This window comes from Micromonospora sp. DT31 (assembly GCF_049841795.1).
Taxonomy (GTDB): Bacteria; Actinomycetota; Actinomycetes; order Mycobacteriales; family Micromonosporaceae; genus Micromonospora.
Window position 1 is genome coordinate 257,190 of record NZ_JBNCKZ010000005.1, and the last position, 21,947, is coordinate 279,136.

Genomic DNA, 21,947 nt, shown 5'->3' on the forward strand with positions numbered 1-21,947 from the left:
GGGCGTACTCGTCAGAGGCGGGGATCGACTGGTTCGGACTCGCAGGCGAGGATCGCGAACACCAGCTCGTGGCGGCGCCACAGCGGTGCGTCCTCGGCGAGCGCGTCCAGCACGGCCAGTCCCAGGCCGTGCTCCCGCAGCGCCATCCCGCGCTTGCGGCCCAACGAGCGCCGGCGCAACGCGGTGAGCTGCGCCGGGTCCGTGTACCCGGGGCCGTAGATGATCCGCAGGTATTCCCGCCCCCGACACTTGATCCCCGGCTGGAGCAGCGAGCCCTTCGGCGAGCGGGCAGCCAGGCCGGCGTACGGCTTGACCACCATGCCCTCACCGCCGGACGCGGTGAGCGCCAGCCACCACTCGGTGGCGGACGCCACCGCGGCCTCGTCTGCCAGCTCCACCACCTGCCGCCGGGTCGGCGTGAAGAACTCCGGGTCGGCCGCGCACAGCCGGTCCGCCAGCGCCAGATGCCAGCCGTGGTCTCGGTCGGCGAAGCTCGCCCCGGCGCCCGCCAGCACCGCGAACGGCGCCAGCGTCACGCCGCGCAGCCCGTCGGTCGGCGCCACGTACGCCCGGTAGGCCGCCGAATAGGCGACCACCTCGGCGGCCCGCGCGGTCATCCGGGCGTGCAGCTCCGCCACCGGCAACCCGCGCCCGGCGCTGGTGTCCAGCGCAGCGAGCACCGCCGGCAGCGCCGCCCGCCCGGCCGCGCCAACCCCCGCGTACTGCTCGCGGATCAGCCCACCCGCCTTCGCCGACCAGGGCAGCAGCTCGGCGTCGAGCAGCAGCCAGTCGGTGTCCAACTCGGCCCACAGGCCGGCGGTGGTCACCGCGGCACGCACCCGGGCCAGCAACTCGTCGTCCAGCGGTGGCCCGAAGAACGGCCGACCGGTACGGGTGTGCACCGCCCCGCCGCCGAACCGGCCCGGCTCGCGCTCCACAAGCACCACGGCCCGCGAGCCCATGTGCTTCTCCTCGCAGACCACCCGGTCGACGCCGGCCGCCCGGTAGTCCGCGAACGCCTGGGCCGGATGCTCCAGGAAGCCGTCCACCGTCGACGTCGAGCAGGGCGCCATCGTCGGCGGCAGCCAGACCAGCCGCCCCGGGTCGACCGCGAACCGGCTCATCACCTCCAACGCGGCGGCGGCGCTCTCCGCCGGCACGGTCAACGACCCGTACGCGTGGGTGAGGTGCCGGCGTCCGGTCACGTCGGACAGGTCCAGCACGGTGTCCGGTCGCGCCGGTGCCACCGGGAACAGCGGACGGGCCGGGGCGTACCACTCCTGCACCGCCGGGACGGCGATCAGCTCCCGCTCCGGGTAGCGCAGCGCGGTCAGCTTGCCGCCGAACACGCAGCCGGTGTCCACGCAGATGGTGTTGTTCACCCACTCCGCTTCGGGCGTCGTCGTGTGCCCGTACACGACCATGGCCGAACCCCGGTAGTCCCGCGCCCACGGGTAGCGCACCGGCAGGCCGTACTCGTCGGTCTCGCCTGTGGTCTCGCCGTAGAGCGCGAACGAGCGCACCCGGCCGGACGCCCGCCCGTGGTAGGCCTCCTTGAGCCCGGCGTGCGCCACCACCAGCCGGCCACCGTCCAGCACGTAGTGGCTGACCAGGCCGTCGATGAACGTCTCCACCCCGGCGACGAACTCCGGCGGCTCGGTGGCGAGCTGCTCCATCGTCTCGGCCAGCCCGTGGGTCAGCCGGACGTCCCGGCCGCGCAGCTTGCGCAGCAGCTTCTGCTCGTGGTTGCCCGGCACGCAGATCGCGTGCCCGGCCGCCACCATGCCCATCACCAGGCGCAGCACGCCGGGGGAGTCCGGGCCGCGGTCCACCAGGTCACCGACGAAGACCGCGGTACGCCCGGCCGGGTGCGCCGCGTCCACCGGGCGGCCCGAGTCGTCGTGCCGCAGCAGGTAACCGAGGCGGGACAGCAGCGCCTCCAGTTCGGTGCGGCAGCCGTGCACGTCCCCGATCACGTCGAACGGCCCGGTCAGCTCCCGCCGGTCGTTGAACAGCCGCTCGTAGCGGATCTCGGCGGCGTCGATCTCCGACACCCCGCGCAGCACGTGCACCTTGCGGAAGCCCTCCCGGGCCAGCCGCCCGTACGACTGCCGCAGGTCACGCTGCATCCGGGTGAGCACCTGCCGGCCGAAGGCCCGGTCGGCGCGGGCCTGCGTACGCTCCCACGCCACCGACTCCGGCACGTCGAGCACCACCGCCACCGGCAGCACGTCGTGCTCCCGGGCCACCTGGATCAGCCCGGCGCGGGCGTGCGGCTGGAGGTTCGTCGCGTCGACCACCGTCAGGCGTCCGCGCCGCAGCCGGATGCCGGCCACGTGGTGCAACGCCTCGAACGCGTCACCGGACGCGGACTGGTCGTTCTCGTCGTCGGCCACCAGCGCCCGGAACGTGTCCGAGGAGAGCACCTGGCTGGGTGCGAAGTGGCGGCGGGCGAACGTCGACTTGCCGGAGCCGGAGACGCCCACGAGCGCAACCAGGGCCAGCTCGGGAATGTCCAGGGTGGTCATCGGTTCGTTCCCTCCTTCCGGTCGTTGCGCGGTGCCCGGCCGTCCTCGCCGTTGCGGTCGTCGCGGGTCAGCACCGCGAGCTGGGTCGGCGCGCCCACCTCCGGGTCGTCGTCGCCCACCCCGCCGATGGTGGCCGTGTAGCCGTGCGCCGCCGACACCCGCCGCACCCAGGCGGCGAACTCCGCCCGGGTCCACTCGAACCGGTGGTCGGCGTGCCGGAACCGGCCCGGCCCCAGCCCCTCGTAGCGGACGTTGTACTCGACGTTCGGGGTGCTCACCACCACCGTGCCCGGTCGGGCGTGACCGAAGACCGCGTCCTCCAACGCCGGCAGCCGGGGCGGGTCCAGGTGCTCGATCACCTCCATGAGCACCGCCGCGTCGTACCCCCGCAGCCGGTCGTCGCGGTAGGTCAGCGCCGACTGCCACAGCCGGATGCGGTCCCGCTGGCGCTCCGGCAACCGGTCCAGACGCAGCCGCCGGGCGGCCAGGCCGAGCGACCGGTCGGCGACGTCGACGCCGACCACCTCGGTGAACCGCCGATCCGCGACGAGCGCGGAGAGCAACGCCCCTCCGCCGCAGCCCAGGTCCAGCACGCGGCTCGCGCCGCTGTCCCGCAGCGCGGCGAGCACCGCCTCCCGCCGCCGTACCGCAAGCGACGCCCGGGGCGTCTCGGCGGGCTGCTCCGGGTCGATGCTGTCGTCGGCGGGCGGCTCGTCGGCCAGGCGCAGCTCGGCCAGCCGGGCCATCGCCACGTCGGCCAGGGCCCGGCGGTGCGCCAGGTAGCGGCGGGTGATCAGGGCCCGCTGGGGATGTTCACCCAACCAGTCCGCGCCAGCCCGCAGCAGCTTGTCCACCTCGTCCGGGGCGACCCAGTAGTGCTTGGCGTCGTCGAGCACCGGCAGCAGCACGTACAGGTGGTTGAGGGCGTCGGCGAGGCGTAGCGTCCCGGTCAGGGTCAGGTCGACGTATCGGCTGTCCCCCCATTCCGGGAACGTCTCGTCGAGCGGGATCGGTGTCGCCGTGACGGCCCAGCCGAGCGGCGCGAAGATCTTCACGGCCAGCTCGGCGCCACCGCGACAGCGCAGCACCGGAACCCGTACGGTCAGCGGGATCGCGGTCGCGGCCAGCTCCGGGCGGTCCCGCGAGCCGCCGCGCAGGGCGGACCGGAACACCTTCGTCAGTGCGGACGCGAGCAGGCTCGACGCCGCGTACGCGCGGTCGTTGACGTACTGCCCGAGCGCGAAGCCCTCCGGCGCCCTGCCCTTACGTCCCCCACCCAGCTTGAGCGGATCCACCTCGACCAGCAGCGCCGCGGTGCAGCGCGCCTCGTCCGCCTCGGGGTAGAACACGTGCGCGGTGCCGGTGGGCAGGTCGAAACTCTGCACGCGGTCCGGATGCTTCACCAGGAGATGACCGAGGTCGGTCGCCGGGTGGTGGGTCGTGGTGATCGTCAGCAGCACGGGTCAGATGCTCCCAGTGTTCTGTTCTCTCGTCGTGGGGGTTTCCGGGGAGCCCGACCCGCTCCGGGCGATCAGGTTCCCTATGTGGCGGTGCCCCGCCGACCGGTGGTCGGCGGGGCACCCGGGGTGCTTCGGATCAGGCGACGAAGCGGGTCCTGCGGCGGCGGGTCAGCACGTAGCCGACGCCACCGGCGGCGAGCAGCACCGCGCCGATGCCGGCGATCAGGGCGGTGGACGAACCGGTGATCGGCAGCGTGCCGCCGTCACCGCCGCCCTGGCCACCGTCGCCGCCACCCGGCGCCGCGTTGACGACGACCTTGGCGGTGTCGTTCGCCGGCTTGACGTCACGGTAGAAGCCGCCGTCGCACTCGCACGGCACGTTGATCTTGACGAGGCCGGTGTCGTTGGCGATCACCTTGTCGATCTTCAGGCCGAAGTCGAGCGTGACGGTGGCGCCGGCCTTCAGGAACGAGTCGAAGTAGCAGCGGTAGTGACGCCCACCAGCCTGACCCGGCTCACCCCACTCGTCGCCCTTCACCGGGGAGCAGTTCTCCGGAACGGCAGTCGTGGTGGTCCCCTTCGGCACGTCGAAGGCCAGGTAGGTGACCGAGCTGCCGGCGTGGCTGTAGTCGAGCGTGGCCGGACCGTTGTTACGCAGCCCCACAGTTGCCTTGACCTTCGCGCCGACCGGGCCGGACACCGTGGCGCCGAGCGCCTCCAGGTCGGTGCTGTTGGTGCCGGTCACCTTCACCTGGAGAAGCATGCCGTTGTTCTCCGGCCGCTTGTCGGCCTGGGCGCCCCGGGCGGCGACCCGGCCGGTGGCCTCGGCCAGCGTCAGCTTGCCGTCGGTGCCCGGCTTGCCGATGGTCACGTCGTAGTTGCCGAGGTAGTTCGTGTAGTCCTCGAACTCGGCCGGGGTCATCCAGAGGGTCTGGCCGTACTTGTAGCTCGGGGCCAGGGTGTCCGTGCCGAGGGCGTACGGCAGCGTCGCGCCGAACGTGCTGCCGGCCGGAAGCTCCTCGTCGAAGCGGCAGGTGCGCAGCTCGTCGCCGACGTACGTGCAGTTGCTGTAGTGCTTGGTGGCGTTCAGTCCGTAGTCGTTGTAGAAGATGACGGAGGCACCCTTGGCGGTGGTCCCGCCCGCGTTCGTCACCTTCAGCGGCGCGGTGAAGTTCTTGCCGGGAGCCGCCGACACGGTGGCCTCCGGGCCCGCCGCCAGGTCGACGCCCTCGCCGACGCGCACCTTCGCCTCGTGCGAGACGCCGTCGAAGCCGGTCGCCGACAGCGTGACCTTGAGCGTGCCGGCGTCGCCGTCCTCGGCCTTGCCGGTGGCCTTGATCTGCACCGGGAAGATGCCTGCCAGGCCCCACTCGTCGAGCTCCAGCTCCCACGGCGAGGAGCAGACGAGGACGTTCGCTGCGGGCGAGGTGCAGTCAATCCCGGTCTCCTCCTCCTCGCCGAGTGTCACCTTGCCGGCGAGTCCGGTGAGGTCGTAGCGGACGGTGACATCGTGCAGCACGACCGGCGCCGAACTGCGGATGATGCTGTAGTCGACCTTGCCGTCCGAGTCGGTGGCGATCGTCGTGTCGCTGAAGTAGACACCGAGCTCGGCCTGTGGGGCCGCGGCGAGGACCGGGGTGGCGGAGGCGGCGACGAACGCGCCTGCGACGCCCACCCCGGCAAGCCAACGCCGAGTGGAATTGCGGAGCATGTGGAGGGTCCTCCCGTGGGGGTGATCAGGTGGAGCCCACGGAGCTTAAAGATTCCTTAAGGGACCGCGTTGTCCCGGATCATGAATATTGACCGAACGGATGATCGGCGCCACCGCAATGTTCCAGTCGCCCGGAACCGTCCATGAAATGGGGACACCGGGAGGTGCAGTGACGTACGAGGAGTTCGCCGACGCGCGGTTGGCAGCCCTGCTGCGGTACGCGGTCATGCTGACCGGAGATCCGCACCAGGCCCAGGATCTGGTGCAGGAGACCATGGTCCGGGTCCAGCTCCACTGGCGACGGGTGGCCCGCAGCGACGCCCCGGAACGGTACGTGCGCCGGATGCTCACCAACCAGTTCATCGACTGGCGGCGCGGCTCCTGGGCGCGGCGGGTGCTGCTGCGCGGCGAAGCGGACGAGACGGTGCCGGCGTCGACCGACCACGCCCAGTCGGCCGTGGAGCGGGACCAGGTCTGGTCCTGGCTGTCCCGGTTGCCCAGGCGGCAGCGTGCCGCCCTGGTGCTGCGCTACTACGAGGACCTGCCGGACGGGGAGATAGCCGAGGTGCTCGGCTGTGCTGTGGGCACCGTCCGGTCCAGCATCTCGCGCGCGCTGGCCACCCTCCGAGCCGAACTCGTGGAGGTCTGCTGATGATCGAGGACGAGCTGCGGGCCGCCTTCGCCCGCATCGAGGGGTTGACCCCACCCGCCGGTCCGGTCCGGGCCGCCGTCGACCGGGCGGTGGCCCGTCGCCAGCGGCGCCGTCGCCGCGTACGGGCCGGCGCGGCGCTGGCGGTCGTCGCCGCCGCGCTCGTCGGTTTCACCGCCATGGTGCCCCGGCCACCGGAGCCGGCGCTCCCCCTCGCCACGCCCGCTCCGGCTCCGGCGCCTGCCGGCGCCCTGAACCTGCTGCTGCTCGGCGTCGACCAGGCCGACGGCAGTCGGCGCGCCGACTCGATCCTGCTCGTGCACCTACCGGCCGACCGGAGCCGGGTCTACCTCGTGTCGCTCTCGCGCGACGTGCTGGTGCCAATGCCGCCGCCCGGCGGGAGGGAGAAGCTCAACGCGACCTTCTCCCGAGCCCCCGGTTCGGGTACCGACCTGGCCGCCGGCTACCGGGCGACCCGCCAGGCGGTCGCCGACCTGACCGGGGTACGCGTCGACGCCGGCGCGGTGCTCACCTACCCGGGGACACGTGAACTGACCGACGCGGTCGGCGGCGTGCCGGTCTGCCTGCCGGCGCCGGTGCGCTCGGTGCACACCGGGCGGCGGTTCCCGGCCGGATGCCAGCGGCTCGACGGCGCGCAGGCAGTGGATCTGCTGCGGCAACGGTACGGCCTGCGCGAGGGTGGCCTGGACCGGGACCGCAACGCGGCGCGCTACGCCGGCGGCCTGCTCCGCCGGCTCCACCAGCAGGGAACGGCGACCGACCCGGCGCAGCTCGGCCGGCTGCTCCTGCGGGTCGGACCGGCCATCAGGACCGACACCGGTGAGCTGTCACTGCCGGCGCTGGTGACCGTGAGCGGTCGGGCGCTCGCCGCCGAGCCGGTCATGGTCGCCCTTCCGGTGCGGCGCGAGGCGCGCACGGATGGCGGGATCGAGCCGGATTCGACGCTCGCGCCCGGGTTCCTGGACGCGCTACGGGCCGACCGCCTGGCGGAGTGGACCGCCGCCCACCCGGAGCAGGTCACCACCCCCCGGTGACCCGGATGTCGGATCAGCGGTAGTCGTCCTCGTCGGCGGCGACCACCCGGGCCTGCTCCATGGCGTCCCAGTCGTCGACCTCCAGGCCCCGCTGCGGCTCGCCGTCGGTGTCCTCGGGGGTCACCTCGGCGGCCTGCTCGACCGCGTCGGCCGGTTCCGCCTCCGGATCCCGCTCCTCCGGGGCGAGGTGGTCACTCGGGGTGAAGTCCTCGTCGGGCTGACCCATCGTCCCTCCTGATCTCCGTGCGGGCACCTGTCCCCACCACCGTACGGGCTGGTCAGGGACGCCGCTGGCGGGCGGGCGGAACGGTGGAGTCGGCGATTGTCCCGCTCGGGCGCACGGCCGGTGCCAGGATGGGAGGCATGGGCTTCCTGATCCGACTGGCGATCACCGCGGTCGCGCTGTGGATCGCGACGTTGATCGTGCCCGGCGTGGAGGTGAGCGGCCGGAACACCGGCAGCAACGTGCTCACCCTGATCGTGGTGGCGTTGGTCTTCGGTGTGGTCAACGCGGTGCTCAAGCCGCTCATCAAGGTGTTCGGCTGCGTGTTCTACCTGCTCACGCTCGGTTTGTTCGCGCTCGTGGTGAACGCGCTGCTGTTCCTGCTGACCGACTGGATCGCCGGTGTCCTCAAGGTTCCCTTCCACGTGGACGGGTTCTGGGCCGCCTTCTGGGGGGCCATCGTGGTCGCGGTGGTGAGCTGGGTGATCAGCGTCGTCGTGCCGGACCGGCTGGAGAATCGGTGAACGGCGTCCGGGCCGGTTGTGCCCCGCCGGCGCTCCTACGGGATACTGCCCGCGGTGGACAGCGCGGTCCGGCGCACCCGTGGACCTCAGCGGCCGGAACGGGCCGCGCTCCATGGAAGACAGCGGCCTGCACGGCCGAGAGCGGTAAGTAAGGAGCGTTCGACATGCCCATCGCTTCCCCCGAGGCTTACGCGGAGATGCTGGACCGGGCCAAGGCCGGCCGGTACGCGTACCCCGCGATCAACGTGACCTCCTCGCAGACGCTGAACGCGGCGCTCAAGGGCTTCGCCGACGCGGAGAGCGACGGCATCATCCAGGTCTCCACGGGTGGCGCGGAGTACCTGTCCGGCCCCTCCGTGAAGGACATGGTGACCGGCGCGGTGGCGTTCGCCGCGTACGCGCACGAGGTGGCCAAGAAGTACCCGGTGAACATCGCCCTGCACACCGACCACTGCCCGAAGGACAAGCTGGACAAGTTCGTCCGGCCGCTGATGACCATCTCCCAGGAGCGGGTGAAGGCCGGCCAGGAGCCGCTGTTCCAGTCGCACATGTGGGACGGCTCGGCCGTCCCGGTGGCCGAGAACCTGGAGATCGCCGAGCAGCTCCTCGCCGAGGCCGCCAAGGGCAAGATCGTCCTGGAGATCGAGGTCGGCGTGGTCGGTGGCGAGGAGGACGGCGTCGAGAACGCCATCAACGACAAGCTCTACACCACCGTCGACGACGGCCTGGCCATGGTCGACGCGCTCGGTCTGGGCGAGAAGGGCCGCTACATGGCGGCGCTGACCTTCGGCAACGTGCACGGCGTCTACAAGCCGGGCAATGTCAAGCTCCGCCCCGAGGTGCTCAAGCAGATCCAGGACGCGGTCGGCGCCAAGTACGGCAAGGACAAGCCGCTCAGCCTGGTCTTCCACGGCGGCTCCGGCTCGCTGCTGTCGGAGATCCGGGAGGCGCTGGACTACGGCGTGGTGAAGATGAACATCGACACCGACACCCAGTACACGTTCACCCGCCCGGTCGCCGACCACATGCTCCGCAACTACGACGGCGTGCTGAAGATCGACGGCGAGGTCGGCAACAAGAAGATGTACGACCCGCGCGTCTGGGGCAAGGCCGCCGAGGCCGGCATGGCCGCCCGGGTGGTCGAGGCCTGCGAGCACCTGCGCTCCACCGGCACCACCATGAAGTGACGCCCTCCGTGTAAGGAAGGGCCCCCTATTAACGCCTGCGGTAGAGGAAGGGCCCCTTGTTAACACCCCGTGTTAACAAGGGGCCCTTCCTTGCATGCGGTCAGCGCACGAGCAGGGCGACGGCCTCGCGGACATCGTCGGTCAGGTGGATCGTGCGGGACAGGTCACCGAACGGCGACGCCGCGAACAGCGGCCGCAGCAGCGACTCCACCGGCAACTCCGTGGTCCAGAACGCGCGGTCCAGGAAGACGTACGCGCCGCTCGCCCCGTCGGTGCCGTAGAACGTCTTCGTGGCCGCCTGGAACACCTCCTGCACGGTGCCGGCCCGGCCCGGCGCGAACACGATGCCGCCCCGGGCCAGCCGCAGGATCGTGTCCTCCCGGATGGCGTTGGAGAAGTACTTCGCGATCCGGCCCGCGAACAGGTTCGCCGGCTCGTGGCCGTACAGCCAGGTCGGGATCGCCAGCCCGCCGGAGCGGGCCCACTCGGTGCCCGGGGCCGCCGGGCGGGGTGAGGGCAGCGACGGCCCGTCCGCGTACCGCCGCCGCACCGCCAGCGCCGCCGCCGTGTACCGCTCGTGGTCGGTGAAGTCCGGCGCGCCGGCCAGCTCGTCGATCGCGGCGGTCAGTTCCTCGGCCGGCCAGGCCGCGAGGAACGCGCCGAGGTTCGCCGCCTCCATCACGCCCGGACCGCCGCCGGTCACCACCAGGCGGTCGGCCCGGGCCAGCTCCCAGCCCAGCACCGCCGCCATCCGGTACGCCGCGCTGCCGCGTGCCACCGCGTGCCCGCCCATCACGCCCACCACGGACTGCGGCCCGTGCGCGGCCAACCACGCCCGGGTGGCGTCGACAAGCGCGTTGTCCACGCCGTGGTCGTGCAGACGCTGACCGAGCGCCTCCCGTACGTCGGGCAGCGCGCCGCCGTGCGCCCGGAAGTGCGCGTACACCCGGGTGTCGTACATCGCGGCGAACCCGCCCTCGGCGAATCCGGCGGCCAACTCGTCGGCGGTGTAGAGGTGCGACGGTTGGGTGGGGTAGGGCAGCCCGGAGAACGGCGGTACGACGTTGGCGCCCCGGCGGACCAGGTCCGCGCCCACCTCGCGGTCGGCGAACCGGCAGCCCACGAAGAGGGTGCCGGCGACGTCGACGTCGCGCAGGTCGGGGATCGGGTCCAGATCGAGACGCAGACCCTGCACGGTCAGGCCGGCGAGCGTCCCGCCGGCCAGTCGCCGGTCGAACTCGTCCCGGGTCTGGATCTCGTTGACGTGGGGGGCGTGCGGCTCGATGACGTCCGCGGGTGGTGGGGTCGGCACCAGATCATCGTGCCCCGGTCCGGCAAGGTGCGAAACGGCAGGGGGCGGACCGACAGGAGCCCGGCGGGATTACCGCCGGGCTCCTGCGTAACCGGTTCCTGGGGAGGCTCCGGATATGTAGTTGTAGTGCAATAGCTGTGGCCGCGGCATGGGCCGGGGGTACGTGTGACGTCGCCGCAGGCGTGACGAAACCCTCAGCCGTTCAGCCAATCCGACGGGCGAGGCCCCTCGCGTACCCGGGGGCGAAGCGGGTTGAATGGGGCGATGCAGAACCTGTTGCCTGAGCCACCGGCCACCCTGCTCCCGGTCCACGAGGAGGCCGACGCCGCGCTCGCGGCGGCGACCGAGCAGGGCACCGACGAGGCGTACGCCGGGGTCGCGGCCCGTTTCCCGACCTACAGTGCCGGCTGGGCGGCGCTGGCCGGCCGCGCGCTCGCCACCGGCCAGGTCGTCGCGGCGTACGCGTACGCCCGCACCGGCTACCACCGGGGCCTGGACCAGTTGCGTCGCAGCGGCTGGAAGGGGCACGGCCCGGTCCCCTGGTCGCACGTGCCCAACCGGGGTTTCCTCCGCTGCCTCCACGTCCTCTCCCGGGCTGCCGGGGAGATCGGTGAGGCGGACGAGGCGGCCCGTTGCGCCCAGTTCCTGCGCGACTGTGACCCGGCCGCCGGGGACGCGCTGGCCAGCGCCTGACCCGAACGCGCGACGGCCGGCCCGCCGTGGGCCGGCCGTCGCGCGTCCTACAACCCTTCCGCCACCGACGCGGCGATCTTCAGCCAGGCGTCCCGGGTGGCGGAGGAGAGCTGCCCGTACCGCAGGGGCTCGCCGGTGTCGATGAGCCGCTCGTACGGTGCCAGCAGCACCGCCCGGGTCCGCGCGGCGAAGTGGGCCTGGATGGCCGGCAGGTCGATCTCCTTGCGCGACGGCGGCATCGAGACCACGGTGACCGCCTGTCGGACCAGCCGTTGCCGGCCGCTCTGCTCCAGGTGGTCGAGCATCCGGGCGGCGGTCTCCGCCGAGTCGTTCCGGGCCGACATGGTCACCACGAGCTGGTCGGTGGCGTCCATGGCGGCCTGCCAGTTCTGCGCGCGGACGTTGTTACCGGTGTCCACGAAGATCAGCTTGTAGAACCGGCTGACCACGTCCCGGAGATCCGCGAACGCGGCGGCGGTGAGCATCTCACCGCCGGTCGCGGACTCGTCCGAGGCGAGCACGTCGAACATGCCCGCGCCCTGCGACCGGACGTACTGCGAGAGGTCACCGATCCGGCCGTGCGACCCCTGGAACTGGGGCAGGTCCCGCAGCATGTCCCGCACGGTACGGGCGTGGAAGTCCTGCTGGGCCCGCATCCCCAGGGTGCCCTGGGTCTCGTTGTTGTCCCAGGCCAGCACGTATCCGCCGCGGTTCTGCCCGAACGTCATGGCGAGCAGCAGGATGGCCACCGTCTTGCCGGCGCCGCCCTTCGGGTTGACCACTGTCACCTGGCGCAACCCGCCGAAGTTGCGGCGGACCGTCTCGATGTCCCGCTTCAGTTCCTGCTCGTGCCGGCCGGGCGGGAGCCGGACCAGCCCGATCTTGTTGACCACCGCGCGTACGCCCATGGTGGCCACCGGGTCGACCGGCCGGGCCTGACGCCGCCGGGCGAAGTCCTCCGCGGTCGGGGGCGCCGCGTGTTGTGGAGCCCAGCCCTGCTCGGGGTAGCCGCCCTGCTCGGGGTGCGGCCCCTGCTCCGGGTAGCCCACCTGCCCCGGGTAGCCCTCCTGCGCGGGGTGCGGCCCCTGCGTCACCGGGGCGGGCTGCTGCGCCACCGGGCCCGGCTGCTGCGCCACCGGGCCCGGCTGCTGCGTCACCGGGCCCGGCTGTTGCGTCACCGGGGCGGGCTGCTGCGCCAGCGGGCCGGGCGGCTGCGGCGGCGTGACGGACGCCTGCGGGTGCGCCTGGTGCCTCGGTGATGCCGGCTGGGTGGGCACCGCCGGGTAGCGCCCGGACTGCGTCGCCCAGCCGGGCGATGGGTACTGGCCGCTCTGCGTCGGGTATGGCGCCGGCGCGTACGGCTGGATCGGCACACCCGGCGACGGGGGGAACGGCCCGAGCCGGGGTGCCCCCTCCTCGCCCGTGGTGGTCGACCCGTCCGCCGGCACGGCCGACCCGGGACCCGGCGTCGGACCGCTGATCGGGGCAGCGCTCAGCGCTGGGGCGTCGGGCGTCGGCACGGCCTGCGGCGCGAGGGCCTCCGGTGTGGCGCGCTGCGGTGGCTGGGCCCAGGGCGACGCCGGCCGTTCGTTGCCGGTGGCGTCGTCCAGACCGGCGGTGGCCGCGGCGGGCTCATCGACCTCGGGCGGGGACACCTCCCGGGATGCGGAGGTCGGGATCTCTTCCACCAGGGACGGGTACGTGTTCCGGGGGAGCGACGACGGTGTCGGACCGGCCAGCGGCGGTCCCGGTGCTGCCGGCTCGGCCGCGGGCACGACCGGAGCGGACCCGAAGGCCGGCGGCTCCACCGGGGCGGATCCGAAGGCCGGCGGCCCGGGCGGTGGCCCGGGAACGGCCGGCCCTGCCGTCGTCGTCGGCGGTGGCCCGGGCGGTGGCTGGTCCATGGTGAACGGCTGGTCCATGTCGACGGCCTGCCTCGGTGGCCCGGCCTCACCCCCCGCCTGGGTCGTCGGCGTGGGCGTGTCGGCGGGCGGAAGCGGCCAGGACATGGCCGCCGGTGTCGCCCACGGTGGAGCAGTGACCACGCCGTCGGTCTCCTCCGGCGGCCAGAGCGGTTCGATGTCCCGCCCGGACGCCTGCGGTCGGCCCGGTACGTGGGCCCGGTCGTCGTTCTCGTGCACCACGAATCCTCCCCATTCCTATCGCCGAGGATAGGCGTTCCCGCCAGTCGCGCGACCCGGGGGAATCGATCGAGGTCAGCCGGCCCAGACCGCCCATGCGCCCGGCTCGGTCCACCAGGACCGTTTCCGGTTCAGTTCACCCTCGACGCCGTCGTCGAGGAAGGGCACCTTCCCGTCGCGGGGTACCACGGCCACCGCCCGGCCGCGGGCCCGGCGCACCTCGAGCCGCACCTTCTTCCGGCCCCACGCGGACCTGGTGACCACCGGCACGGCCACCCCCACCGCCACCCGACCGTCGGCCGGGTCGGGGTCGCTCAGCAGGGTCACCTCGCCGAGTTGCGCGTACCCGCCCGCGTTGCCGATCGCGCACGCCGTGATCGGCTCGCTGCCGTCGCTGAGCACCGTACCGTCGACCTCCACCCGACCCCGCCAGTGCAGCGGCCGTCCCGCGTCGTCGGCGGCACCCAACAGCGCGCCGTCGAGCGTCACCGAGCCACCGTCGTTGCGCAGCAGATCCAGCCGTCGGGGCGTGCCGTCGAGCACCGCGGCGGCCACGGCCGCCGGGTCGCGGGGCAGCCCGAGTTGTGCCACCAGGTCCCGCGCCGTCGAGGACCGGGCCGGGTCCAGCGGGAGTATGCCGACCGGGGGCAGGTCGGGCACCGTCCGGTTCCCGGCCAGGTCCGCGGGACGGCGGCTGGGCGGCGGAGCGTACCGGCGGACCAGGCGGCGCAGCACGGCGCGCAACTGGCCGTCACTGGCCGCGGCGACGACGAGCCGGGTCTTGCCGTCGGAGTCCGGCCAGATGAGGCCGTCGGCGCGGGGTGGGCCGTCCAGCCGGGCCAGCACCTCGTCGATCTCGGCGTCCGACCGGGCGGTCACCGTGGTCACCCGGGCGCCCCGGGCGGTCAGCGCGTCCGCGCAGGCCAGCACCGGTACGCGGGGAGTCTCGCAGCCTTCGGCGTCGGTTCCGGCGGCGGTCTCGTCCGCACCACCGCAGCAGGCCCCGCCGCTGCCGCAGCCTCCACCGGGGGCGTCCCGCCCCGAGCCGAGGGTGAGCAGCACCACGTCGTACACGAAGGAGCCTCCTGCTTCTCGACGAACCCCTGCCGGTCCCGCCGGCACTACTTGTTAGCCTGACACCCCGGGCTCGCTTACCGGTCGCCACCTGGCACCCGAGCCTTCTGGAGGCGGAGAAGATGCCAGCGATCGTGCTCCTCGGCGCCCAGTGGGGCGACGAGGGCAAGGGCAAGGTTACCGACCTGCTCGGTGGGCGGGTCGACTACGTCGTGCGCTACTCCGGCGGCAACAACGCCGGCCACACGGTGATCACGCCGGACGGCCAGAAGTACGCGTTGCACCTGATGCCGTCCGGCGCGCTGTCCCCGAGCGCGATGATCGTCATCGGCAACGGCGTGGTGGTCGACCCGAAGGTGCTGCTGGAGGAGATCGACGGGCTCGCCGAGCGGGGCGTGGACGTGTCCCGCCTGCGCATCTCCGGCGACGCGCACCTGATCATGCCGCACCACCGGGCGCTGGACCGGGTGGTCGAGCGTTACCTGGGCAGTTCCCGCATCGGCACCACCGGCCGGGGCATCGGCCCGGCGTACGGCGACAAGGTCGCCCGGATGGGCATCCGGCTCCAGGACCTGCTCGACCCGGGCATCCTGCGCAAGAAGCTGGAGTTGGCGCTCCGGGAGAAGAACCAGCTCCTGTTCAAGATCTACAACCGCAAGGCGATCGACGTCGACGAGACCGTCGAGGAATACCTCCAGTACGCGGAGCGGCTGCGCCCGTACATCGCGGAGACCCGGGTGATGCTCTGGGACGCGCTGGACCGCGGCGAGACGGTGCTGCTGGAGGGCGCCCAGGCCACCATGCTCGACATGGACCACGGCACCTATCCGTTCGTCACGTCGTCCAACCCGACGGCCGGCGGGGCGTGCGTGGGCGCGGGCATCCCACCGACCGCCATCACCAGGGTCATCGCGGTCAGCAAGGCGTACACCACGCGGGTGGGCTCCGGCCCGTTCCCGACCGAGCTGTTCGACGACAACGGGCAGCACCTGCGCAAGGTCGGCCACGAGTACGGCACCACCACCGGCCGGGAGCGCCGCTGCGGCTGGTTCGACGCCGTGGTGGCCCGGTACGCGTGCCGCCTCAACGGCGTCACCGACCTGGTCGTCACCAAGCTGGACGTGCTGACCGGCCTGCCCAAGGTGCCGATCTGCGTCGGCTACGAGATCAACGGCGAGCGCTTCGACGACATGCCGATGACGCAGACCGACTTCCACCACGCCACGCCGATCTACGAAGAGCTCGACGGCTGGTGGGAGGACATCACCAAGGCCCGCACCGAGGACGAGCTGCCGGAGAACGCCCGCCGCTACATCGCCCGCATCGAGGAACTGACCAGCACCCGGGTCAGCGTGGTGGGCGTCGGACCGGGTCGAGAGGAAAACGTCCTCCGCCACCCCCTCCTCCCGTAACCGGCCACCGCTGCGGCGATCAAGGAGTTCGCGGCCCGGCACCGCCGATTCTGGGACACGGACTCCTTGATCAACAGGGCGGCGTGGGGCGGTCGGTAGGATGCGGGGCCGTGCGGGTACTTCTTGTGGGTGGTGGTGGGCGGGAGCACGCTCTCGCGCTCGGGTTGGCCGGCGATCCGGCCGTCGAGGCGATCGTCGCGGCGCCGGGTAATCCGGGGATCGCGGGCGTCGCCGAGCTGCGGGAGGTGACCGCCACCGATCCGGCGGCCGTCGCGGCGCTCGCCGTCGAGACAGCGGCGGACCTGGTGGTCATCGGGCCGGAGGCGCCGCTTGTGGCGGGCGTCGCCGACGCGGTACGCGCCAAGGGCATTGCGGTGTTCGGCCCGGGTGCCGATGCGGCCCGGCTGGAGGGCTCGAAGACGTTCGCGAAGGACGTGATGACCGCCGCCGGCGTGCCGACCGCCCGCGCGTACACCTGTGACGACGCGGCCGCCGTGGCCCACGCGTTGGACGAGTTCGGCGCGCCGTACGTGGTGAAGGACGACGGGCTGGCCGCCGGCAAGGGTGTGGTGGTCACCGACGACCGGGCCGTCGCCCAGCGGCACGCGGCCGAGTGCGGCCGGGTGGTGATCGAGGAATACCTGTCCGGCCCCGAGGTCTCCCTGTTCGTGGTCACCGACGGCGAGGCGGCGCTGCCGCTGCTGCCCGCGCAGGACTTCAAGCGCGTCGGCGACGGCGACACCGGGCCGAACACCGGCGGCATGGGCGCGTACACGCCGCTGCCGTGGGCCCCGCCGAACCTGGTCGACGACGTGATGCGCGACGTGGTGCACCCGACGCTGGCGGAGATGCGCCGCCGGGGCACCCCGTTCGCCGGCCTGCTCTACGTGGGCCTGGCGATCACCCCGTCCGGCCCGCGGGTGATCGAGTTCAACGCCCGCTTCGGTGACCCGGAGACCCAGGCGGTGCTGGCCCTGCTGGAGACGCCGCTGGCCGGGCTGCTGCACGCCGCCGCGACCGGCACGCTCGGCGCGCACCCGCCGCTGCGCTGGCGCGACGGCGCGGCGGTCGCCGTCGTGGTCGCCGCCGACGGCTATCCGGCCGGCCCGCGTACCGGCGATGTGATCACCGGTGCGGACCGCGCCGGGATCATCCACGCCGGCACCCGCCGGGACGCCGACGGCACGTTGCGCTCCGCGGGCGGCCGGGTCCTCTGCGGTACGGCCACCGGGCCGGACCTGGCCGCCGCGCGCGACGCCGCCTACCGGTTGGTAGACGGCGTCGCGCTGGCCGGCGCCCACCACCGCACCGACATCGCGGCGGCGGCGGTGGACGGCCGGATCACGATCCCGAGCTGACCGGTGATGCGGGCGCGGCGGCCGGCAGCATCCCGATCGCGGCGGCGATCACGGCCTGGACGGTGCGACTCAGCACCTCGCTCTTCGCGTCCGTCGCGGTGATCGAGTACTCCACCCGGAACCGTCCGTCCCGGGTGGAGGCGACACCGGCGAGGTAGCCGAACCGGCTGCCCGTCTTGATCCACAGGGTTTGCCCGCCCACCGACATGGCGTTCAGCCCCGCGCTGTGGTCGCCGGTGCGGCCGTCGGCCCGCACCGGTCGGGTGAACATCTCGGTCAGCCACGGCTCCGGCACCACCCGGCCGGCGAACAGCGCGGTCATGAAGGTGTCCAGGTCGGACAGGCTGGAGATCATGTCGCCGGAGGCCGGGGTGAAGGTCTGGCTCCACACCGTCGCGTCCACCAACTCGGTGCCCGCGTCGCCGACGACCGCCTGGTACCCGTGGGCATGCGGTCCGCGGATGCGGGGGTCGTCGCCCGGGGCGTACGTGTCGCGCAGGCCGAGCGGCCGGGCGATGCGCTGCCTCACCTCCTCGGCGTACGAGTGTCCGGTCACCTTCTCGATCAGCATGCCGGCCACGATGTAGCCCATGTTGGTGTAGCGCTGGTCCGTGCCGGGTTCGACATCGCGCGGATTACGCAGACCGAGCCGGACGATCTGCTCCGGGGTCCACCTGTCGTAGCGGTGGTCCAGTTGCCACCCGATCCCGCCCGGTAGCGTCGGGCTGGGGATGCCACTGGTGTGGTTCAGCAGGTTCCGGACCGTCACCGGCGGATAGCCGGCGGGCAGCAGGCCCGGCAGGTACCGCTGCACCGTCGCGTCGAGGTCGAGCCGGCGCTCGGCGGCCAGTTGCAGCACCAGGGCGGCGGTGAACACCTTGGTGACGCTGCCGATGCGGAATCGCGCGTGCGGCGGTACGGGAGCACCGCTGCGCAGGTCGCGTACGCCGCTGGTGCCGGTCCAGCAGCCGTCCGGCGTGGTGATGCGCACCTGGGCGCTTGTGGCGTCGTCGGTGGGCAGCCCGGCGATGGCCTGCCGCAGCGGCGTCGGGTCGAGGGAGCCGGCGGGGCAGTCCGGCCGGTGCGGCGAACCGGCGGTGGCGGGCAGGGCGGGTACGGCGGCGGCGAGCAGCGCGCCGGTCAGCACCGTGGCGAGCAGGCGACGGCGGGACGGATCAGTTCTCTTCATGTCGTCGATCTTGTCGACGTGGATCGATCCGGGCATCCAGGGACATCCCCCACCGCACCCTGGACGTCCTCGGATGACATCGGGGTCGGAGCCCGTAGGTGGTCCGGTCGGCAGCGTCGCGGTGCGACTCAGGCGTCGCCCACCATTCGGTCGAGAACGTTCGCGGTGGCCCGTTCGATCCGCGGGTCACGGTGGTCGCGACGGTCTAGCGCCATGGTCCAGCCGAGCGTCCCGGTGGCGAAGACGACGCCGCCCTGCGGCGTCTCGTACACGTGGCTGCTCTGGAGCCGTTGCCCGCCCTGCTGCGCCGGGTACGGCGAGGAGCTGAGCAGCGTCTCACCGAGTTGGGCCGGTCGCGCGAGGGCCCTGTGGAGGCCGTCGGCCTCACCGGCGACCAGCCCGGGGATGCGGTCGCCGTCGGCCACCCCGGTGCCGGCCCACACCCAGTGGTCGGCGGAGCGCACCACGAGCGGCTGCGGGGTGAGCACGATGCCGTTGTACTGCACGCCGAGCAGGGCCTGCTCCGGCCGGCCGAGGTCGCGCCAGGTCACCGTGGGACCGGTGGCGTCAGCGCCGGGATCGGGCAACGTCTTGGCGCACTCGACGACCCGTTCCTGTCGACCGTCGGCGGCGGCGCGGACGCGGATGCGCCAATAGACGCTGTTCGCGCCGAGGAACGCCAGGCTCGTGCCGCCGGCCAGCCCGGCTTCGGTGGCCCGGCGCATCTCGTCCGACCAGTACTCGTCGTGCCCGCAGAACACCAGGCCCCGGTGCCGGGCCGGGTCGAGCCGGCCGGAGTGCAGGTCGAGACTTGTGGCGTAGCTGACGTCGTAGTGCTGGCGTTCCAGCCAGCGGATCGCGTCCTGGTCCCGGTCGAAGTGGGCGGGCAGGCCCGCGCCGGCGTACGGTCGGTCGAACGTGACGGCGCGTGCCCGCAACGCCGGATCGCGTCGCCCGTCGGGCCGGTAGCCGTGGTAGAGGCTCTTGCCGACCCGCCGGTCGCGGGGCCACTGGTTGTACGCCTGCCAGGTGGTCATCGGCAGCACCACGCAGAGCGCGGCGGCCCGCCTGTCGTCGCGGACCACGAACGGGGTGCACGCCCGCCAGCCGTCGGCGGACGTGAACACCGCCTGGTAGAGCCCGGAGACCCAGTCGCGGGGGATCGGCAGGCGCCAGGACACCGGCCACCGGCAGTCGAGCGCGCCGCTGTCCGGGTCGGCGGCCGGCACCGGCTGCGGCACGCCCCTGAGTTCGGGACTGGTGAGCAGCGTGCGGGCGCCGGCCCCGGCGTACCAGCCGAGACGGTGCACACCGACCCGGAACCGGCCGGCCGGGTTGACCGCGACGTGGAAGTCGACCACCCCGCCGGGGGCGACGCTCGTCGTCGAGGCGTACCCCTGGATCTGGCGTCGCCTGTCGTTCGTGGACCGGCCGCGGCGCGGCGGCCACCACGGCTCGCCGGCCGCGCGGTTCTCCGCCTCGACCGGCGAATCCTGCCGCCTGCGGGGCGGTGGGGCCTGCCGCCGGGGTGGCGGAGTTTGCCGGTCGGGTCGGGGCGGGGCGTCGGGGGCGCTGCTGAGCACCGCGTCGACGGGGGCGACGGCGGCGACGGACGCGCCGCCGAGAAGAAGGCCGAGAGCGGTACGCCGTCGGAGCCGGACCATCGTGCTGTTCCCCGTTCACCCGCTCGATCAGGGGAAACCTAGCAGCGGGGGTGGTCTTCGTGCTGTCCCGCGGGTATGGCCGATCAGTCGAAAAAGCGACCCAACTCGCGGGTGAGCACCTTGCCGGTGGCGTTGCGCGGCAGGTATTTCACGAACACCACGTCCCGGGGCACGGAGAAGCGGGCGAGGTAGCGGCGTACGTATTCGCGGACCGCCTCCGGGTCGAGTGTCTCGTCCGGGTGCAGGGCCAGGAACGCGGCGAGCCGCTGGCCGTACTCCGGGTCCGGTACGCCGATCACCGCGACCTCGCGGACCTGCGGCAGCCGGGCGATCAGATCCTCCACCTCGGACGGGAACACGTTCTCCCCACCGGAGACGATCATGTCGTCGGCGCGTCCGTCCACGAAGAGCAGACCGTCGGCGGTCACCCGACCGAGGTCTCCGGTGTCCAGCAGGCCGTCGCGGCTCTCCCGACCGGTGCCCGAGGTGTAGCCCTCGAACAGCATCTCGTTGCCCACGAAGATCCGTCCGACCTGCCCCTCGCCCACCGGGTGGCCGTCGGCATCCAGGATGGCCAGCCGGGTGCCGTGCGGGGGCCGGCCCGCGGTGGTCGAGGCGGCGCGCAGCTCCGCCGGGCCGGCGATGGACGCCCAGGAGACCTCGGTGGAACCGTAGAGGTTGTAGAGCACGTCGCCGAACCGGTCCATGAAGGACGTGGCCAGGTTGCCGGGCAGCGCCGAGCCACTGACCGCGACGACCTTGAGCGGTGGCCGGGGCTGCGGCGGCGGTGCCTCCATCAGCCGTTGCAGCATCACCGGCACGGCGAACAGCGCGTCGCAGCGGTGCCGGGTGAGCGCGGCGAGCGTGGTGGCCGGGTCGAAGCGGCGGTGCAGCACGATCGTGGCGCGCAGCGCGAACGAGACCTGGAGGGCGGCGTACCCCCAGGTGTGGAAGATCGGCGCGGAGATCATGATGGTGTTGCGCGCGCGCAGCGGAATCCGGTCGATGATGGACACCAGCGGTCCGAAACCGTGTGGGGTGGGACGGCGGGCGCCCTTGGGCGCGCCCGTGGTGCCGGAGGTCAGCACAATGGTGCGGCCGTCCCGCTCCGGCGGCTGGAGCCGGTCGCCGGGCGCCGCACCGGCGATCAGTGCCTCCTGCGCCCGCTCGTCGACCCGGTGTACCCCGGAGGGGAGGCCGACGACCCGCTCGCCGAACTCGGCGTCGTGCACCAGGACCCGCAGTCCCTGCTCCTCGGCAACGGTGCTCAACTGCGCGGCGGACAGGCCGGTGTTGACCAGGACGGCGTCCGCGCCGATCAGCATCGCCGCGACGATCGCCTCGATCAGACCGTGGTGGTTGCGGCCGAGCACGCCGACGCGGTCGCCGGCCCGCACGCCCAGGCCGGACCGCAGGGACCTGGCGAGCCGTTCCGCGCGGTCCAGCAGTTCCTGGTACGTCGTGGTGGCGCCGTGCTCGTCGATCAGCGCGATGCGGTCGGGCTCGCGGGCGGCGGCCTGGCGCAGTTCGCCGCCGAGGTTCCAACCCCACCGGCGAAGCGCGTTCAGTTGCGAGACGACCCGGATCGGGCCGCCGGGGGTTAGTAGTCCACGTCGGGTCAGCGTGGCGGCGATGAACGGCAGGTCCAAGGCGCGACTCCTTCGCGTTCGTGGTTCGTCGACCAGGCATCCGGGCGGGTGGCCGTCCGGTTCGGCGTGATCTTGCGCCCGATCGCGGGTTGGGGCGGCCACGGACCGCCGACCCGAC

At 73.0% G+C, this 21,947-nt stretch carries 17 protein-coding genes; 7 read left to right on the plus strand and 10 right to left on the minus strand.

What is annotated here, in order from left to right; translation table 11 throughout:
- Window positions 1-11: 11 nt before the first annotated feature.
- The 3 genes from ACLQ2X_RS11550 to ACLQ2X_RS11560 all read right to left on the minus strand — a co-directional run bounded on the left by ACLQ2X_RS11550 (window position 12) and on the right by ACLQ2X_RS11560 (window position 5,699).
- Window positions 12-2,528, minus strand: coding sequence for a polynucleotide kinase-phosphatase (locus ACLQ2X_RS11550; protein ID WP_425680978.1), 2,517 nt, complete (start codon window positions 2,526-2,528; stop codon window positions 12-14).
- On the minus strand, window positions 2,525-3,988 hold the full coding sequence (locus tag ACLQ2X_RS11555; protein ID WP_425680979.1) for a 3' terminal RNA ribose 2'-O-methyltransferase Hen1: 1,464 nt from the start codon (window positions 3,986-3,988) through the stop codon (window positions 2,525-2,527). Before ACLQ2X_RS11555 ends, ACLQ2X_RS11550 begins: the two co-directional genes overlap by 4 nt.
- 136 nt (window positions 3,989-4,124) lie before the next feature.
- A complete protein-coding gene (locus tag ACLQ2X_RS11560) occupies window positions 4,125-5,699 on the minus strand; it encodes an LPXTG cell wall anchor domain-containing protein (protein ID WP_425680980.1) in 1,575 nt (524 codons plus the stop codon).
- A gap of 169 nt (window positions 5,700-5,868) precedes the next feature.
- On the opposite strand from ACLQ2X_RS11560, the gene ACLQ2X_RS11565 reads away from it, so the two are divergent.
- Together ACLQ2X_RS11565 and ACLQ2X_RS11570 are read left to right on the plus strand one after the other, a co-directional pair.
- Window positions 5,869-6,351: a SigE family RNA polymerase sigma factor gene (locus tag ACLQ2X_RS11565; protein ID WP_425680981.1), complete on the plus strand. Its 483-nt coding sequence runs from the start codon at window positions 5,869-5,871 to the stop codon at window positions 6,349-6,351.
- The gene (locus ACLQ2X_RS11570) at window positions 6,351-7,403 is read left to right on the plus strand and encodes an LCP family protein (RefSeq protein ID WP_425680982.1); all 1,053 of its coding nucleotides are present in this window, start codon (window positions 6,351-6,353) and stop codon (window positions 7,401-7,403) included. Before ACLQ2X_RS11565 ends, ACLQ2X_RS11570 begins: the two co-directional genes overlap by 1 nt.
- 13 nt (window positions 7,404-7,416) lie before the next feature.
- Here the strand turns inward: ACLQ2X_RS11570 and ACLQ2X_RS11575 are convergent, their stop codons facing one another.
- Entirely contained in the window at window positions 7,417-7,629 is a 213-nt protein-coding gene (locus tag ACLQ2X_RS11575; RefSeq protein WP_425680983.1) for a hypothetical protein, read from the minus strand.
- Window positions 7,630-7,766: 137 nt separating this feature from the next.
- Between ACLQ2X_RS11575 and ACLQ2X_RS11580 the strand changes: the two genes are divergently transcribed.
- Both ACLQ2X_RS11580 and fbaA read left to right on the plus strand, forming a co-directional pair.
- Complete coding sequence (locus tag ACLQ2X_RS11580) at window positions 7,767-8,150, plus strand: phage holin family protein (RefSeq protein WP_425680984.1); 384 nt, start codon at window positions 7,767-7,769, stop codon at window positions 8,148-8,150.
- A gap of 164 nt (window positions 8,151-8,314) precedes the next feature.
- Window positions 8,315-9,337: a class II fructose-bisphosphate aldolase gene (gene fbaA / locus ACLQ2X_RS11585; RefSeq protein WP_425680985.1), complete on the plus strand. Its 1,023-nt coding sequence runs from the start codon at window positions 8,315-8,317 to the stop codon at window positions 9,335-9,337.
- Between the two features lie 100 nt (window positions 9,338-9,437).
- On the opposite strand, the gene ACLQ2X_RS11590 is transcribed toward fbaA, so the two are convergent.
- On the minus strand, window positions 9,438-10,649 hold the full coding sequence (locus ACLQ2X_RS11590; RefSeq protein ID WP_425680986.1) for an LOG family protein: 1,212 nt from the start codon (window positions 10,647-10,649) through the stop codon (window positions 9,438-9,440).
- A gap of 264 nt (window positions 10,650-10,913) precedes the next feature.
- Here ACLQ2X_RS11590 and ACLQ2X_RS11595 point away from each other — a divergent pair, with 264 nt between their 5' ends.
- Window positions 10,914-11,342: a DUF3151 domain-containing protein gene (locus ACLQ2X_RS11595; protein WP_425680987.1), complete on the plus strand. Its 429-nt coding sequence runs from the start codon at window positions 10,914-10,916 to the stop codon at window positions 11,340-11,342.
- 47 nt (window positions 11,343-11,389) lie between these two features.
- Here ACLQ2X_RS11595 and ACLQ2X_RS11600 read toward each other — a convergent pair whose 3' ends face one another.
- Window positions 11,390-13,486: a chromosome partitioning protein gene (locus ACLQ2X_RS11600; RefSeq protein ID WP_425680988.1), complete on the minus strand. Its 2,097-nt coding sequence runs from the start codon at window positions 13,484-13,486 to the stop codon at window positions 11,390-11,392.
- Between the two features lie 72 nt (window positions 13,487-13,558).
- Window positions 13,559-14,557: a hypothetical protein gene (locus ACLQ2X_RS11605; RefSeq protein WP_425680989.1), complete on the minus strand. Its 999-nt coding sequence runs from the start codon at window positions 14,555-14,557 to the stop codon at window positions 13,559-13,561.
- 122 nt (window positions 14,558-14,679) lie between these two features.
- Here ACLQ2X_RS11605 and ACLQ2X_RS11610 point away from each other — a divergent pair, with 122 nt between their 5' ends.
- Together ACLQ2X_RS11610 and purD are read left to right on the plus strand one after the other, a co-directional pair.
- The gene (locus ACLQ2X_RS11610; RefSeq protein ID WP_425680990.1) at window positions 14,680-15,969 is read left to right on the plus strand and encodes an adenylosuccinate synthase; all 1,290 of its coding nucleotides are present in this window, start codon (window positions 14,680-14,682) and stop codon (window positions 15,967-15,969) included.
- A 110-nt stretch (window positions 15,970-16,079) separates the two neighbouring features.
- Window positions 16,080-17,327, plus strand: coding sequence for a phosphoribosylamine--glycine ligase (gene purD / locus ACLQ2X_RS11615; protein WP_425680991.1), 1,248 nt, complete (start codon window positions 16,080-16,082; stop codon window positions 17,325-17,327).
- On the opposite strand, the gene ACLQ2X_RS11620 is transcribed toward purD, so the two are convergent.
- From ACLQ2X_RS11620 to ACLQ2X_RS11630, 3 genes are all read right to left on the minus strand, one after another.
- Window positions 17,311-18,552, minus strand: coding sequence for a serine hydrolase domain-containing protein (locus tag ACLQ2X_RS11620; protein ID WP_425680992.1), 1,242 nt, complete (start codon window positions 18,550-18,552; stop codon window positions 17,311-17,313). The two genes, purD and ACLQ2X_RS11620, sit on opposite strands and share 17 nt — an antisense overlap.
- Before the next feature lie 92 nt (window positions 18,553-18,644).
- The gene (locus tag ACLQ2X_RS11625; protein WP_425680993.1) at window positions 18,645-20,180 is read right to left on the minus strand and encodes a N,N-dimethylformamidase beta subunit family domain-containing protein; all 1,536 of its coding nucleotides are present in this window, start codon (window positions 20,178-20,180) and stop codon (window positions 18,645-18,647) included.
- 83 nt (window positions 20,181-20,263) lie between these two features.
- Window positions 20,264-21,829 carry an AMP-binding protein gene (locus tag ACLQ2X_RS11630; RefSeq protein ID WP_425680994.1) on the minus strand — a complete coding sequence of 522 codons (1,566 nt, stop codon included), beginning with the start codon at window positions 21,827-21,829 and terminating at the stop codon, window positions 20,264-20,266.
- Window positions 21,830-21,947: the final 118 nt, after the last annotated feature.